14 protein-coding genes are annotated in these 12,091 nt (G+C 44.6%); 1 reads left to right on the top strand and 13 read right to left on the bottom strand.

The annotated features are described in order from the left end of the window. Positions 1 to 135: 135 nt before the first annotated feature. From ACOMA8_RS06010 to fabT, 11 genes are all read right to left on the bottom strand, one after another. Entirely contained in the window at positions 136 to 918 is a 783-nt protein-coding gene (locus ACOMA8_RS06010; RefSeq protein WP_161900717.1) for an acetyl-CoA carboxylase carboxyl transferase subunit alpha, read from the bottom strand. Then, the gene (gene accD / locus ACOMA8_RS06005; protein WP_421369319.1) at positions 902 to 1,789 is read right to left on the bottom strand and encodes an acetyl-CoA carboxylase, carboxyltransferase subunit beta; all 888 of its coding nucleotides are present in this window, start codon (positions 1,787 to 1,789) and stop codon (positions 902 to 904) included. Before accD ends, ACOMA8_RS06010 begins: the two co-directional genes overlap by 17 nt. A 217-nt stretch (positions 1,790 to 2,006) precedes the next feature. Then, a complete protein-coding gene (locus ACOMA8_RS06000) occupies positions 2,007 to 3,371 on the bottom strand; it encodes an acetyl-CoA carboxylase biotin carboxylase subunit (RefSeq protein ID WP_161900719.1) in 1,365 nt (454 codons plus the stop codon). An 8-nt stretch (positions 3,372 to 3,379) separates the two neighbouring features. After that, the gene (fabZ, locus tag ACOMA8_RS05995; RefSeq protein ID WP_202622243.1) at positions 3,380 to 3,799 is read right to left on the bottom strand and encodes a 3-hydroxyacyl-ACP dehydratase FabZ; all 420 of its coding nucleotides are present in this window, start codon (positions 3,797 to 3,799) and stop codon (positions 3,380 to 3,382) included. Positions 3,800 to 3,812: 13 nt separating this feature from the next. Next, on the bottom strand, positions 3,813 to 4,322 hold the full coding sequence (gene accB / locus ACOMA8_RS05990) for an acetyl-CoA carboxylase biotin carboxyl carrier protein (protein WP_421369317.1): 510 nt from the start codon (positions 4,320 to 4,322) through the stop codon (positions 3,813 to 3,815). 2 nt (positions 4,323 to 4,324) lie between these two features. Then, positions 4,325 to 5,563: a beta-ketoacyl-ACP synthase II gene (gene fabF, locus ACOMA8_RS05985; protein WP_421369315.1), complete on the bottom strand. Its 1,239-nt coding sequence runs from the start codon at positions 5,561 to 5,563 to the stop codon at positions 4,325 to 4,327. Positions 5,564 to 5,581: 18 nt separating this feature from the next. Beyond that, positions 5,582 to 6,319, bottom strand: coding sequence for a 3-oxoacyl-[acyl-carrier-protein] reductase (gene fabG / locus ACOMA8_RS05980; protein WP_161900723.1), 738 nt, complete (start codon positions 6,317 to 6,319; stop codon positions 5,582 to 5,584). A 12-nt stretch (positions 6,320 to 6,331) separates the two neighbouring features. Further along, on the bottom strand, positions 6,332 to 7,264 hold the full coding sequence (gene fabD / locus ACOMA8_RS05975; RefSeq protein WP_421369313.1) for an ACP S-malonyltransferase: 933 nt from the start codon (positions 7,262 to 7,264) through the stop codon (positions 6,332 to 6,334). Between the two features lie 167 nt (positions 7,265 to 7,431). Beyond that, the gene (locus ACOMA8_RS05970) at positions 7,432 to 7,656 is read right to left on the bottom strand and encodes an acyl carrier protein (RefSeq protein ID WP_161900725.1); all 225 of its coding nucleotides are present in this window, start codon (positions 7,654 to 7,656) and stop codon (positions 7,432 to 7,434) included. 57 nt (positions 7,657 to 7,713) lie between these two features. Beyond that, the gene (locus ACOMA8_RS05965; protein ID WP_421369311.1) at positions 7,714 to 8,685 is read right to left on the bottom strand and encodes a beta-ketoacyl-ACP synthase III; all 972 of its coding nucleotides are present in this window, start codon (positions 8,683 to 8,685) and stop codon (positions 7,714 to 7,716) included. 8 nt (positions 8,686 to 8,693) lie between these two features. After that, on the bottom strand, positions 8,694 to 9,134 hold the full coding sequence (fabT, locus tag ACOMA8_RS05960) for a fatty acid biosynthesis transcriptional regulator FabT (protein ID WP_161900727.1): 441 nt from the start codon (positions 9,132 to 9,134) through the stop codon (positions 8,694 to 8,696). Positions 9,135 to 9,490: 356 nt separating this feature from the next. Here fabT and ACOMA8_RS05955 point away from each other — a divergent pair, with 356 nt between their 5' ends. After that, positions 9,491 to 10,564: an NAD(P)H-dependent flavin oxidoreductase gene (locus ACOMA8_RS05955; RefSeq protein ID WP_421369309.1), complete on the top strand. Its 1,074-nt coding sequence runs from the start codon at positions 9,491 to 9,493 to the stop codon at positions 10,562 to 10,564. 150 nt (positions 10,565 to 10,714) lie between these two features. Here the strand turns inward: ACOMA8_RS05955 and ACOMA8_RS05950 are convergent, their stop codons facing one another. Together ACOMA8_RS05950 and ACOMA8_RS05945 are read right to left on the bottom strand one after the other, a co-directional pair. Beyond that, positions 10,715 to 10,945, bottom strand: coding sequence for a YkuJ family protein (locus ACOMA8_RS05950; RefSeq protein WP_161900729.1), 231 nt, complete (start codon positions 10,943 to 10,945; stop codon positions 10,715 to 10,717). 167 nt (positions 10,946 to 11,112) lie between these two features. Beyond that, positions 11,113 to 11,976 carry an NAD(P)-dependent oxidoreductase gene (locus tag ACOMA8_RS05945; protein ID WP_161900730.1) on the bottom strand — a complete coding sequence of 288 codons (864 nt, stop codon included), beginning with the start codon at positions 11,974 to 11,976 and terminating at the stop codon, positions 11,113 to 11,115. Positions 11,977 to 12,091 lie beyond the last annotated feature (115 nt).

The following is a 12,091-nucleotide window of genomic DNA, read 5'->3' as shown; positions in this document are numbered from 1 at the left end:
TTGTATCTTTTCCAAAGTATATGGTTACAATCGACATACGCTCCATTTCTCTCTAAACCAAAAAAGCTTCCCAACTGAGAGCGCTGCCTGTTTTCAGCAGTGTTCACAGCTCGAAAGCTTGATTACAAGTAAATATCAATATTTTCTAAAGCGTTGGTAGCGATTTTCCAGTAATTTTTCTACCGGCAATTGGGACAACTCCGTCAATTTTTTGGTTAGTGCCAGACGAAGATCCCGCATCATCCGTGAATGCTCAATTTGATGGCCTCGACTTGTTTCAGCTATCACTTTATCCACGATCCCCAAATCGTGCAACTCATGAGCAGTGATTTTCATCAATTCTGCCGCTTCTGAGGCACGGCTGCCATCTTTCCAAAGGATTGAAGCAAAACCTTCAGGAGACAAGATGGCATAAATTGAATGCTCTAACATCCAGACTTCATCCCCCAATGCCAAAGCCAATGCACCCCCGCTGCCGCCTTCACCAATGATGATGGCAATAATCGGCACTTTGAGGTCTGACATCTCCATTAAATTACGAGCGATGGCTTCCCCTTCGCCCCGCTCTTCAGCCCCGATTCCGCAAAAAGCCCCTGCGGTATTAATGAAGGTAATCACTGGCCGGCCAAATTTTTCGGCCTGCTTCATTAAACGCAGTGCCTTGCGATAACCTTCTGGATGTGGCGCCCCAAAATTACGCTGCAGATTTTCTTTCAGGTCACGCCCTTTTTGAATCCCGATAACCGTCACTGGTTTTTGCTCCAGTAGTGCAATGCCTCCGACGATAGCTTCGTCATCTGAAAATAGACGATCCCCATGAAATTCCTGAAAGCTCTCAAAAACCTCTGCAAAAAATTCCAAGGCTGTCGGCCGGTCCTTAGCACGGGCCAACTGTACGATTTCATTTGCTGTCGGCATCTGATCCCCACCCTTCCATATTGTGGAATCGTAGCAACTGCCAAATCCGCTCCCGCAACTGGGTACGAGGCACAATCTGATCTACAAATCCGTGTTCCAACAGAAACTCTGCTTTTTGGAAATCTTCCGGTAGTTCCTGCTTGATGGTTTGTTCGATGACTCGACGACCGGCAAAACCAATCAAACTTTGCGGTTCTGCCAAAATGAGATCCCCTTCCATCGCAAAACTGGCGGTCACTCCACCAGTTGTCGGATCAGTCAAAACGGTCAAATAGAACAATCCGGCTTCACTGTGACGCTTCACTGCAGCAGAAATTTTTGCCATCTGCATCAATGAAAAAATGCCTTCTTGCATCCGCGCACCGCCAGAGGCTGTAAAAATCACTACTGGTAGTCCTTCTGACGTTGCTTTTTCAAACAGACGGGTCACTTTTTCTCCTACGACAGTCCCCATACTTCCCATAATAAAATGAGAATCCATGATACCGATTGCCAGTGGTTCTTCTTTGATCAAGGCCCGGCCCGTCAGCACCGCTTCATGAAGTCCTGTCTTCTCCTGCATTTGGGCAACTTTTTTTTCGTAGCCAGGAAAGGACAGCGGATCAGTGGTCGTGACGTCAGTGTCCCATTCTTCGAAACTTTTCTCATCAATGGTGATGGCGATTCGTTCCCAAGCACTGATACGAAAATTATAGCCACAATGTGGGCAGACTTTTTCCAAACCGATATCTTTGGTGTACAACATATGCTTACAGTTGGGACATTTTGCCCATAGATTGTCCGGTACTTCGGTCTTCGCCTGACTAGCGGTTACCGCATCACGATTGGGATTGATCCGAATGTAGTTTTTCTTCTTTTTGAATAATGCCATCCCTCATCCTCCTCACGCAAAAGGGCTGCCCCTTTCAGAAAAAGCTGTGTCCACAGCTTGATCGGGATCTTGCTGAATAGTTTGCTCTTCAAAGTTGATGAGCCAAACGTTGGAAAAGAAGGACCGACTACCGCTAGGGAACTCGGTCCAAAAAATCAATTTTATACTACTTTTGATAACTTTTATAAAAGTTCATCAACCTGTTTTACTGAGTAACCTAAGCTTCCGGTGTCCAATCAGGCAAAAAGACTTCTTGTAAAAAGGCAGTATCATAATCACCAGCCACTACTTGTGGATGACTGATTAAATCCATCTGAAAGTCCGCATTGGTGACAACACCTTCTGTTACCAACTCCCCCAGTGCCCGCTGCATCTTCATCAGTGCTTCGAAACGATTGGCCCCATGAACGATGATTTTTGCAATCATCGAATCGTAATAAGGCGGAATCGTGTAGCCTGAGTACATACCGGAATCTACCCGCAATCCCAAACCGCCACTTGGCAAAAAGAGATTGTGGATTGTACCTGGCGACGGGGCAAAGTTAAAGGCTGGATTTTCAGCATTGATTCGACATTCAATCGCATGTCCAGTCAATGTAATGTCTTTTTGCTGCAAGCCAAGCGGTTCCCCGCTGGCAATCTCCAACTGTTTTTTCACCAGATCTACCCCAGTCACCATTTCAGTGATTGGATGTTCTACTTGAATCCGCGTGTTCATTTCCATAAAGTAGAAATCCCCCGCCTGATCCATCAAAAATTCGATTGTGCCCGCATTTTGATAGCTGACTGCCTTGGCCGCCCGCACTGCGGCTCCACCAATTGCACTGCGTTTTTCCTCTGAAATCACGATGGAAGGTGACTCTTCCAGCACCTTTTGATTGTTTCGTTGCAACGAACAATCCCGCTCTCCCAGATGGATGACATTTCCAAAGCGATCACCTAAAATCTGAACTTCGATATGTCGTGCCGGATAAATGATTTTTTCCAAGTACATATCATCGTTTCCAAAAGCAGCTTTTGCTTCTTGTTGGGCTGAAGCAAAGTGCTGTGGCAACTCCTCAGCTGACAGGACTTTACGAATTCCTTTACCGCCGCCACCAGCTGCTGCTTTCAACATTACCGGATAACCGATTTCTTCGGCAATAGTCAATGCTTCTGCCACATCAGAAACTGCCCCATCACTCCCGGGAATTACCGGTACCTTTGCATCGAGCATCAAACGCCGAGCATTGATTTTATTTCCCATGGCATCGATGGTTTCAGAGGTTGGACCGATAAAGGTAATATTCATTTCTTCGCACATCGAAGCAAAGCGGCTGTTTTCCGACAAAAAGCCAAAGCCTGGATGAATCGCCTGGGCATTTGTCACAACTGCTGCACTTAAAATTTGCGTGACATTCAAATAAGAATCCGCTGCTTTGGCAGGTCCGATACAAATGGCTTCATCTGCTAATTCTGTGTGCAGAGCATCTTTATCGGCTTCCGAATATACAGCAACTGTTCGAATCCCTAATTCGCGGCAGGCGCGAATGACTCTGACTGCGATTTCGCCACGATTGGCGATCAAAACTTTTTGAAACATGCTTTCACCTAGCCAATCATAAATGTTAGTTCTGCTTCGCAGGCTTTCTTTCCGTCTACGTAGGCAATCCCTTTACCGATACCCGCCGGACCTTTGATTTTCGTAATCTCCACTTCCAACATCAGGGTATCGCCAGGCACAACTTTTTTACGGAATTTTGCTTTGTCCAGCGCGCCGAAATACGCAGTCTTTCCTTGATAGTCTTCCAGAGACAGTAACGCCACTGCGCCGGCTTGTGCCAAAGCTTCAATAATCAGCACCCCAGGCATCACAGGTTCTTGTGGGAAATGTCCTTGGAAAAAAGGTTCATTGACGGTGACATTTTTCTTTGCCACGATCCGTTTGCCTTCTTCCAACTCTTCTACCCGATCGATTAACAAAAACGGGTAACGATGAGGAATAATTGCTTTGATTTCTTCAATTGTCATAACGCTCATAGAGTTACCCTTCTTTCACTTTGAATAATGGCTGGTTAAATTCCACCACCTGCTCGTTTTCTACCATAACCGCGACAACCTCACCTTCGATGTCGGAAGTGATTTCATTCATAACTTTCATGGCTTCTACGATACAGACAACTTCACCTTTTTTCACTCGGTCGCCGACAGATTTAAACGCTGGTTTATCCGGTGATGGCTGCAAGTAAACAATTCCTACTACCGGTGAAGAGATAGCTGTGCCTTCTGCTTCCTCTGGCGTGGACTTAGCAGTGGTTGGCAATGATTCATTAGCTACAGCCTTTTCTGCTAAATGGGGATGCTCTGCCCCAGGCGTAGGAACAGGCATACTTGGAGTAATCGGCATTTGACTTGCTGCTTGCGAAGCACTGCCTTTGCGGCTATCGGAATTTTTATTGAAATACAGTTCAAAATGACCATCTCTCAAATCGAACTCCGTCAATGTCGAAGCATCAAACTGTGCTAATAGTTCTTTGATTTCCGTGATTTCCACTTCTAGTCCTCCCAACGTTTCATTAAGATAACAGCATTGTGTCCGCCAAATCCTAATGAGTTGCTCATGCCATAAGTCAAATCAGCAGCAATCGCAGCATTTTTTACGACATTCAAGTCAATTTCTGGATCTTGTTCAGTAACATTGATCGTTGGTGGCACAAATTGTTCATTTAGCGCCAGCAAAGTCGCTACTGCTTCCACACCACCAGCTCCCCCTAGTAAATGCCCTGTCATTGATTTCGTTGAGCTGACATAAACATCCTTGTAAGCATCTCCGAAGGCATAGTGGATTGCTTTTGCTTCAGCTTTATCATTTGCCGGTGTCGATGTTCCGTGGGCATTGATATAACCCACTGCATCAGGTGTAATGTCAGCTTCTCCCAGCGCCAACTTCATCGCTTTACCCGCACCTGATCCATCAGGTGTTGGCGCCGTCATATGATACGCATCACAGTTGGCGCCGTAGCCAACCATTTCCCCTAAAATCTTGGCACCGCGTTTTTCAGCGTGTTCCAAGGACTCCAACATTAAAACACCGGCTCCTTCACCCATGACAAAGCCAGAGCGTGAACTGTCAAATGGAACAGAAGCTTTGTTCACGTCGCTTTCAGAAGTCAGTGCCGTCAATGAGGCAAAGCCAGCAATTCCGATTTCACAAATGGATGCTTCCGAGCCGCCTGCCAACATAACATCTGCATAGCCATGCTTAATGTTGCGGAATGCTTCACCGATGGAATGGGTTCCAGAGGCACAAGCGGTCACAGTGGAGGTACAGATTCCTTTAGCTCCCACCCGCAATGCAATATTGCCGGCCACCATGTTGACGATCGACATGGGAACAAACATTGGTGAAACTCGTTTTGGTCCTTTTTCATGCATCTTGATTACTTGTTCTTCAATGGTCGGCAAGCCACCGATACCAGAAGAGACCATTACACCGAAGCGATCCGGATCTGCAATTGTTTCTTTTGTCAGCCCGGCCATAGCCATCGCATCCAACGCCGTATAGATTCCGTATAAAGAAAACAGATCCATCCGTTTAGTATCTTTTTTGATAAAATATTTTTCCAATGGGAAGTCGGTGATTTCACCAGCCACTGAAATACCTGTCTCAGTTGCATCGAAACGAGTGATTGGTCCCAACCCATTTTTCCCATTTTTTAAACTCTCTAAAAATGTTTCGGCATCGTTTCCGATTGGTGAAGCGACACCGAAACCTGTAATCACAACTCGTGTCATTTGTCTTGCTCCTTTCGATTACCCTTGCATCACCATGCCACCGTCCACATTGACGACTTGTCCGGTGATATAAGGATTTTTTGCTAAAAAGACAGCAGTTTCAGCTACTTCGGCAACTTGACCAAAGCGCTTCAACGGAATATTTTGTGTTGCCGTTTCTTTGACTTTATCAGAGAGGACAGCAGTCATTTCTGTTTCAATAAATCCTGGTGCAATCGCATTGACCGTGATTCCTCGCGGTGCGGCTTCCCGGGCGGCAGATTTTGTGAAGCCGACGACTCCTGCTTTTGAAGCAGCATAATTGGCTTGCCCCATATTCCCCATTTGACCGGAGACAGACGCCAGATTGATGATGGCGCCTTCTCTTCGTTTCATCATCTTTTTCAAGACTTGTTGGGTCATATTGAAGGTCCCACCCAGATTGATTTTGATCACTTTATCAAAATCTTCATCTGTCATGCGCAAAAGCAGCTTATCATTGGTAATCCCAGCATTATTTACTAATACATGGATGGGTCCTAACTGTTCTTCTGCTTCAGTAATCAAATTTCCGGCTGCTGAAAAATCAGCAATATCGCCAGAAATTCCGATACAATTTACCCCGTAAGATTTGATCTTGGCAATCAATTCCTCAGCAACTGCCCCGCGGCCGTTCAGTACGATATGACAGCCTTCTTTGGCAAACGCCTCGGCAATTCCCCAACCGATTCCCCGTGTTGAACCAGTGACAAAGACATTTTTCCCCTGTAATTCCATATTATCCTCCGATCATGCGGTAACTGACGCGATGGTTTCTGCTAACGTCGCAGGGTCTTCCACCCGGGTCACAGCTATGGTCTTATCGATTTTTTTCATAAAGCCAGACAGCGTCTTACCAGGACCGATCTCGATGACTCGTCCCACCCCTAAATCCTTTAATGTGGCGATACTGTCATAAAAGCGCACCGGCGACATCACCTGTTGCTCCAAAAGCGTTTTGATTTGATCTTGCATCATGACATTGGCCGTCGTGTTGCTGACAACAGGTATCTTCATCTCCTGAAAATCCACATCCAAAAGCGCTGTTTGTAATTTTTCTGCTGCGGGTTTCAATAGCGCCGTGTGAAAAGGCCCGCTGACATTTAACTCGATCATGCGCTTTACCCCGGCTTCTTTTAGCAAAGCGACTGCTTGATCAACAGCCGCAATCTCGCCACCAATGACGATTTGCTGCGGAGTATTGTAATTAGCCGGAGCGACGATACCAACTGACGCAGCTTCTTGACAGCAAGCTTCAATCACAGCAGACTCGGCATTCATTACTGCCACCATTTTTCCCGTTCCTTTAGGGGCAGCAGTTGCCATATAAGCACCTCGCTTGGCTACCAAAGCAACTGCATCTGCAAATGCCAATGCGCCACTTGCCACCAGAGCGCTATACTCTCCTAGACTAAGACCCACCACCGCATCGGCCGCAATCCCCTGCTTTTCTAAAATCCGCAACATGCCTACGCTCACTGTTAAGATCGCCGGTTGCGTGAATTCCGTTTGATTGAGTTTTTCTTGATTGGCTTCGTCAAAGCACAGTGCTGCCATGTCGTAGCCGAGAATTTCTGAGGCTTGATCGACAGTTTCTTTCATCAGTGCTTCAGTGTCATAAAAGGCCTGGCCCATGCCGGTATATTGGGCACCTTGCCCACTGAATAAAAATGCTGTTTTCATCGGTCGCTCCTTATGCTCTATATGCTGTACACAACGTATTTTCATTTTCCTTATAATAGAAGAAAACTTTTATGCTTTCTTCTATTATAAGAAAAGGGTTCACAAGGACTTGCTTGAAAACAGCCTTCAAGTACTTTTTTCAACCGATCCTTGCGATCCCAAATTTTTTAAGCTTGTTGTGCTTCTACGTATTTCACCAAATCTTCAACTGTTTTGATGCCTTCTTCAGTTTCAATCTTCACATCGAATTCGTCTTCGATTTCGTTAATGATTTGGAACAAGTCCAGACTGTCTGCTTCCAGATCTTCTTGGATGTTAGTTGTCAGTTTGATTTCTTCTGTGTCTTTACCTAATTCTTCTGCTACGATTTCTTGAATTTTTTCGAATACCATGAGTGTTCCTCCATTATCTTTTTTGTTTTATTGTTTGCTCATTATTGTGAACAGGTGTCAGAGGTTGACTAGAAGGGTTCCCCAAGTCAAGCCACCGCCAAATCCTGATAACACCACTTTTTGGCCACTGCCCAATGACAGGGTATTGTTTGCTACGGCTTCGTCTAATAAGAGCGGGATGGTTGCTCCAGAGGTATTGCCGTAGCGATCCATGTTCTGTAAGAAGAGCTCCCGTGGAACTTTCAGCTTACGGGCTACTTTATCGAGTATTCGTGAATTGGCCTGATGGAATAAAAAGTAATCCACATCGGCTAAATCATCAGCCAACAGCTCACCAATCGAGCGAACCACATCTCGGGTAACAAAATCAAAAATGCCCCGTCCATCCATCGTCAGCTCCTCACTTTCAGGAACCAACTCCGCAGCGAAAGGACTTTGATTGTTACGAAAACCTGAAGTCAGTGCCTGACCACGAGTTCCATCACTAGCTAATTGCTCTTTTTGAATCAAAGGCTCTTTACCACCTTTTTCCACTAAGACTCCGGCAGCACCATCACCAAACAAGACTGCCGTGCTGCGATCTTGCCAGTCAACAACTTTTGACAAAACCTCTCCTCCGATGACCAAGCCTTTTTTAGAACCTGTCCGGATCAGTTTGTCCGCCATTGATAAAGCGTAGACAAAACCTGAACAAGCAGCAGAAAGATCAAAAGCAAAAGCCTCCGTGGCACCGATATTGCCTTGCACAATACAGGCAGTTGAAGGAGACAAGTAGTCTGGGGACATTGTTGCGACCAAAATAAAATCCAGCTCTTCAGCGGTAGTCCCTGTGTTAGCTAAAAGCTGTTTGGCTACCTCGGTACACAGATCCGATGTATTCTGATCTGTCGCAATTCGTCGTTCTTTGATTCCGGTACGAGAAACGATCCACTCATCAGAAGTATCCATAATCTGAGCCAAATCGTCATTGGTAACAACCAGCTTCGGTACATAACTGGCCGTTGCCGTGATTCTTGCGTAGTTTTCCATCTCATCACTCACTTATATTCCTGTAAAAAATCATGGAGATTTTTCAAGGCTTTCAATAATGCTGCTTCTTCCTCTGGTGCCATATCCTTCAAAACGTTTTTGATCATTTGTCGATGAAAATACTGGTGCACTCTAAAAAGTAATTTCCCTTTTTTTGTTAATCCCAGTTTTACGACACGGCGATCGTCTTCTGAACGAATCCGTTCGACATAGCCTTTTTTGACCAAGCGGTTGATGGCAGTGGTCAGCGTCCCCACCGTGATCTGTAACTCTTTGGCGACTTCAGAAGTTGTTTTCTTTTTGTACATGCCGATAGCTTCAATGGTGTGCATCTCTGTAATGGATAAATCTTTAAATTCGGATTTTTTCAGCTCCGATTCTTCAATCACTAAGATATCATTGAACACACTCACCAAATAATCATTGACATTTTTTAAATCAGGTTCCACTGGATCACCACCCGCAAAATTAGTTTGACAATCAAATCTTTTGACTATCAAAATATAATCTAAAAAAAATAAAAATGCAATACCTTTTTTGAAAAAAGCAGTTCTCCCATAATATTCCTATCTTCTCGATCCTAACTGGTTATCCAAAAAAGGATTGACTTTTGAAGCAGCTGCTACTAAACTGATATTTAATTTGATTATCAAAGTATTTTGTTACTCTCTATCGGAATACCTTCTGTCTTATTGCTAATTAAAAGTTACTATTCACCCACTATAGCCTCCTGTTGTCTGACCACTGAAATCGCTAGTTTATTTTGTCAAACAGCAGTTGCAGCTATCCTAAAGGAGTCTAATTTATGCCATTACCAAAATTAAAAATCGGTGATCTCACCGCCGCTCACCCTATCATTCAAGGAGGAATGGGCATCGGTGTCAGCCTTTCTGGATTGGCTGGTGCAGTTGCCAAAGCTGGCGGCGTCGGTATCATTTCTTGTGCCCAGATTGGTTATCAAGATCCCTTATTTGAACGTGCCCCCTTTAAAGCCAATATGCGGGCAATTGCCTCTGAATATCAAAAAGCCAAAGAAATCGCCGGTTCTGGCGGCATCGTTGGCTTCAATATCATGTGTGCGACTTTTAAATATGAAAGTTACGTAAAACGCTGTGTCGAGGTGGGGGCTGATTTGATCATTTCCGGAGCCGGGTTGCCCATTCATCTTCCAGAACTCGTAGGTACAGCAAAAACCAAAATCGCACCGATTGTCTCTTCAGCCAAAGCTGCCAAAGTCATTTTGCGCACTTGGGCCAAACGCTATGATCGGACTGCCGACCTTGTTGTGGTGGAAGGTCCGCAAGCCGGAGGACACTTAGGCTTCAAATATGAAGATACCGGCATGGCTCCTGAAGTCATGGATGAAGAGTTTACAAAAATCCTTGACGAAGTTGCTGTATACGAAGAGAAATTTCAACAAAAAATTCCCGTCGTATTTGCTGGCGGCGTGTTTGACCGAAGCGACATTGATCGTTACCTTGCCCTAGGTGCAAGCGGCGTGCAGATTGCTAGCCGCTTTGTCGTTACAGAGGAATGTGATGCACCAGAGTCCTACAAAAAAATGTACTTGAATGCTTCCCAAAAGGACATTGAAATTATCAAAAGTCCAGTTGGTATGCCTGGGCGGGCACTCCATAACGACTTTACTGAACGAACAAAAGTCGAAGAGCGAATTCCCATTGCTAAATGCCGCAATTGTCTTTCCTTAGACCACTGTGACCGTAAAACCATCCCTTACTGCATTTCAGAAATGCTGTTAAATGCGGTGACTGATAAGCCTCAGCAAGGATTGATTTTCGCCGGCGGGCAAGTTCACCGATTAAACAAAATCACCACTGTGCCACAACTAATGGCCGAATTGACCCTGGATCCGCTCTAAAAGATTTACGATTCTATACTAAAGCTGAAAGTAAGTTTTAGCAGGGAATCGGTCACCTCAGCACCAAAAGTATAAAAAAACGCAACAGCCAAACGAAATCTTTTTCGTTCAGCTGTTGCGTTTTTGATTGTCTTTTCATGATGCCATCGTTTATTGGATCAAGTCGTAAATCTCCATTGCGACGATATCGATGTTGTCGAATTGATAGCTTTGTTGTGAATCGGATTCGGTCAATTCGAATGTTTCGGTAGTTTTGTCATAAGTCACTAGGCATTTTTCTACGCCGTCTTTTTCAAAGCGACGCACTTGAATCTCGTTGTCAGTCGCTTCGGTCATTGCTTCCAAGCGTTTGATGATAGCGACCAGTTGTGAACTTTTCATAAACGAAAGCCTCCCTTTCTGTTTCCTGTATCATTGTATCAGAAGCGCCTTATACATGCACCGATTTTCGCAAAAAAATCAAACTTTTTTATCCAATCACAGCCTATAAACACACCATTTCAGAACTCTTCATGGCCAATTTTTCGCCTCTAAAACATTTCAAAATGTTATTGTTCCCACCATAGTTTAATCAAAGCCTGCGTACCGTCATTTTCATGGCCTTTTGCTGCCAATTGTTCATAAAGCTGGCAAGCTGCTTTGGTTGAAGGTAAATTCAGTTCAAGCTTTTCAGCCTCATCTAACGCGATTTTCAAATCTTTAATAAAATGCTTTACAAAAAAGCCTGGCGAATAATCTGATCTCAAAATTCGAGGACCGTAATTTTCCATCGACCAATTGCTGGCGCTTCCTCCAGCCAGCGTTTCGATAACCTTAGGCAGGTCCAAACCGGCAGCTTTAGCGTATACTAACATCTCTGTCATGCCTGTCATCGTACCAGCAATCATGATCTGATTGGCCATTTTCGTATGTTGCCCTTTGCCTGCTGGACCGTGAAGCGTATATGTTTTACCAATCACTTTGAACAGTGGGACCAATTTGTCAAACACTTCTTTGGTTCCGCCACACATGATGGTCAGTGTCGCATTTTTAGCTCCTAAATCTCCTCCAGAAACCGGCGCATCCATGCAGTCTGCGCCTCTTTGAGCAGCAGTTTCGGCAATTTTTTCTGCTAATGTCGGTGTACTGGTAGTCATATCTACTAGTATTTTTCCAGCCACATCAGCTTTAAAAATCCCATTTTCTCCATAATAAATTTCCTCGACATCTTGAGGATAACCCACCATGGAAAACACTACTTCACTTGCTTTTGTCAACTCTTGAGGGGTATCTTTCCACACCGCTCCCAGCGAAACGATAGCATCTGCTTTGCTTTTTGTTCGATTATAGACAAAAACTTCATGCCCAGCCGTCAGTAAGTGGTTGGCAATAGAATGGCCCATTACGCCAATTCCGATAAACCCGATTTTCATATAACTCCTACCTCCTGTATTTGAAAAGTACTTTTCAAGAATCAATAAAAAAATCTACTCAGCAATTTCAATCTTCTGGTGTTGCTACTGATTTTGTTTCGCCAATTACCCTTTG

Origin of the sequence: Enterococcus infantis, assembly GCF_049166715.1 — a bacterium.
Taxonomy (GTDB): Bacteria; Bacillota; Bacilli; order Lactobacillales; family Enterococcaceae; genus Enterococcus_C; species Enterococcus_C leclercqii.
The sequence above is the reverse complement of the archived record's forward strand: the minus strand, read 5'-3'. Positions and strand labels throughout refer to the sequence as shown.

Excerpts from the sequence above, each read along its gene's own strand:
- ACOMA8_RS06000 (WP_161900719.1), bottom strand. The coding sequence starts at position 3,371 with ATGTTTCAAAAAGTTTTGATCGCCAATCGTGGCGAAATCGCAGTCAGA.
- fabD (WP_421369313.1), bottom strand. The coding sequence starts at position 7,264 with ATGAAAACAGCATTTTTATTCAGTGGGCAAGGTGCCCAATATACCGGC.
- ACOMA8_RS05945 (WP_161900730.1), bottom strand. The coding sequence starts at position 11,976 with ATGAAAATCGGGTTTATCGGAATTGGCGTAATGGGCCATTCTATTGCC.
- ACOMA8_RS05965 (WP_421369311.1), bottom strand. The coding sequence starts at position 8,685 with ATGGAAAACTACGCAAGAATCACGGCAACGGCCAGTTATGTACCGAAG.
- fabZ (WP_202622243.1), bottom strand. The coding sequence starts at position 3,799 with ATGACAATTGAAGAAATCAAAGCAATTATTCCTCATCGTTACCCGTTT.
- fabF (WP_421369315.1), bottom strand. The coding sequence starts at position 5,563 with ATGACACGAGTTGTGATTACAGGTTTCGGTGTCGCTTCACCAATCGGA.
- fabG (WP_161900723.1), bottom strand. The coding sequence starts at position 6,319 with ATGGAATTACAGGGGAAAAATGTCTTTGTCACTGGTTCAACACGGGGA.
- ACOMA8_RS05955 (WP_421369309.1), top strand. The coding sequence starts at position 9,491 with ATGCCATTACCAAAATTAAAAATCGGTGATCTCACCGCCGCTCACCCT.
- accD (WP_421369319.1), bottom strand. The coding sequence starts at position 1,789 with ATGGCATTATTCAAAAAGAAGAAAAACTACATTCGGATCAATCCCAAT.
- ACOMA8_RS05970 (WP_161900725.1), bottom strand. The coding sequence starts at position 7,656 with ATGGTATTCGAAAAAATTCAAGAAATCGTAGCAGAAGAATTAGGTAAA.
- ACOMA8_RS05950 (WP_161900729.1), bottom strand. The coding sequence starts at position 10,945 with ATGAAAAGTTCACAACTGGTCGCTATCATCAAACGCTTGGAAGCAATG.
- ACOMA8_RS06010 (WP_161900717.1), bottom strand. The coding sequence starts at position 918 with ATGCCGACAGCAAATGAAATCGTACAGTTGGCCCGTGCTAAGGACCGG.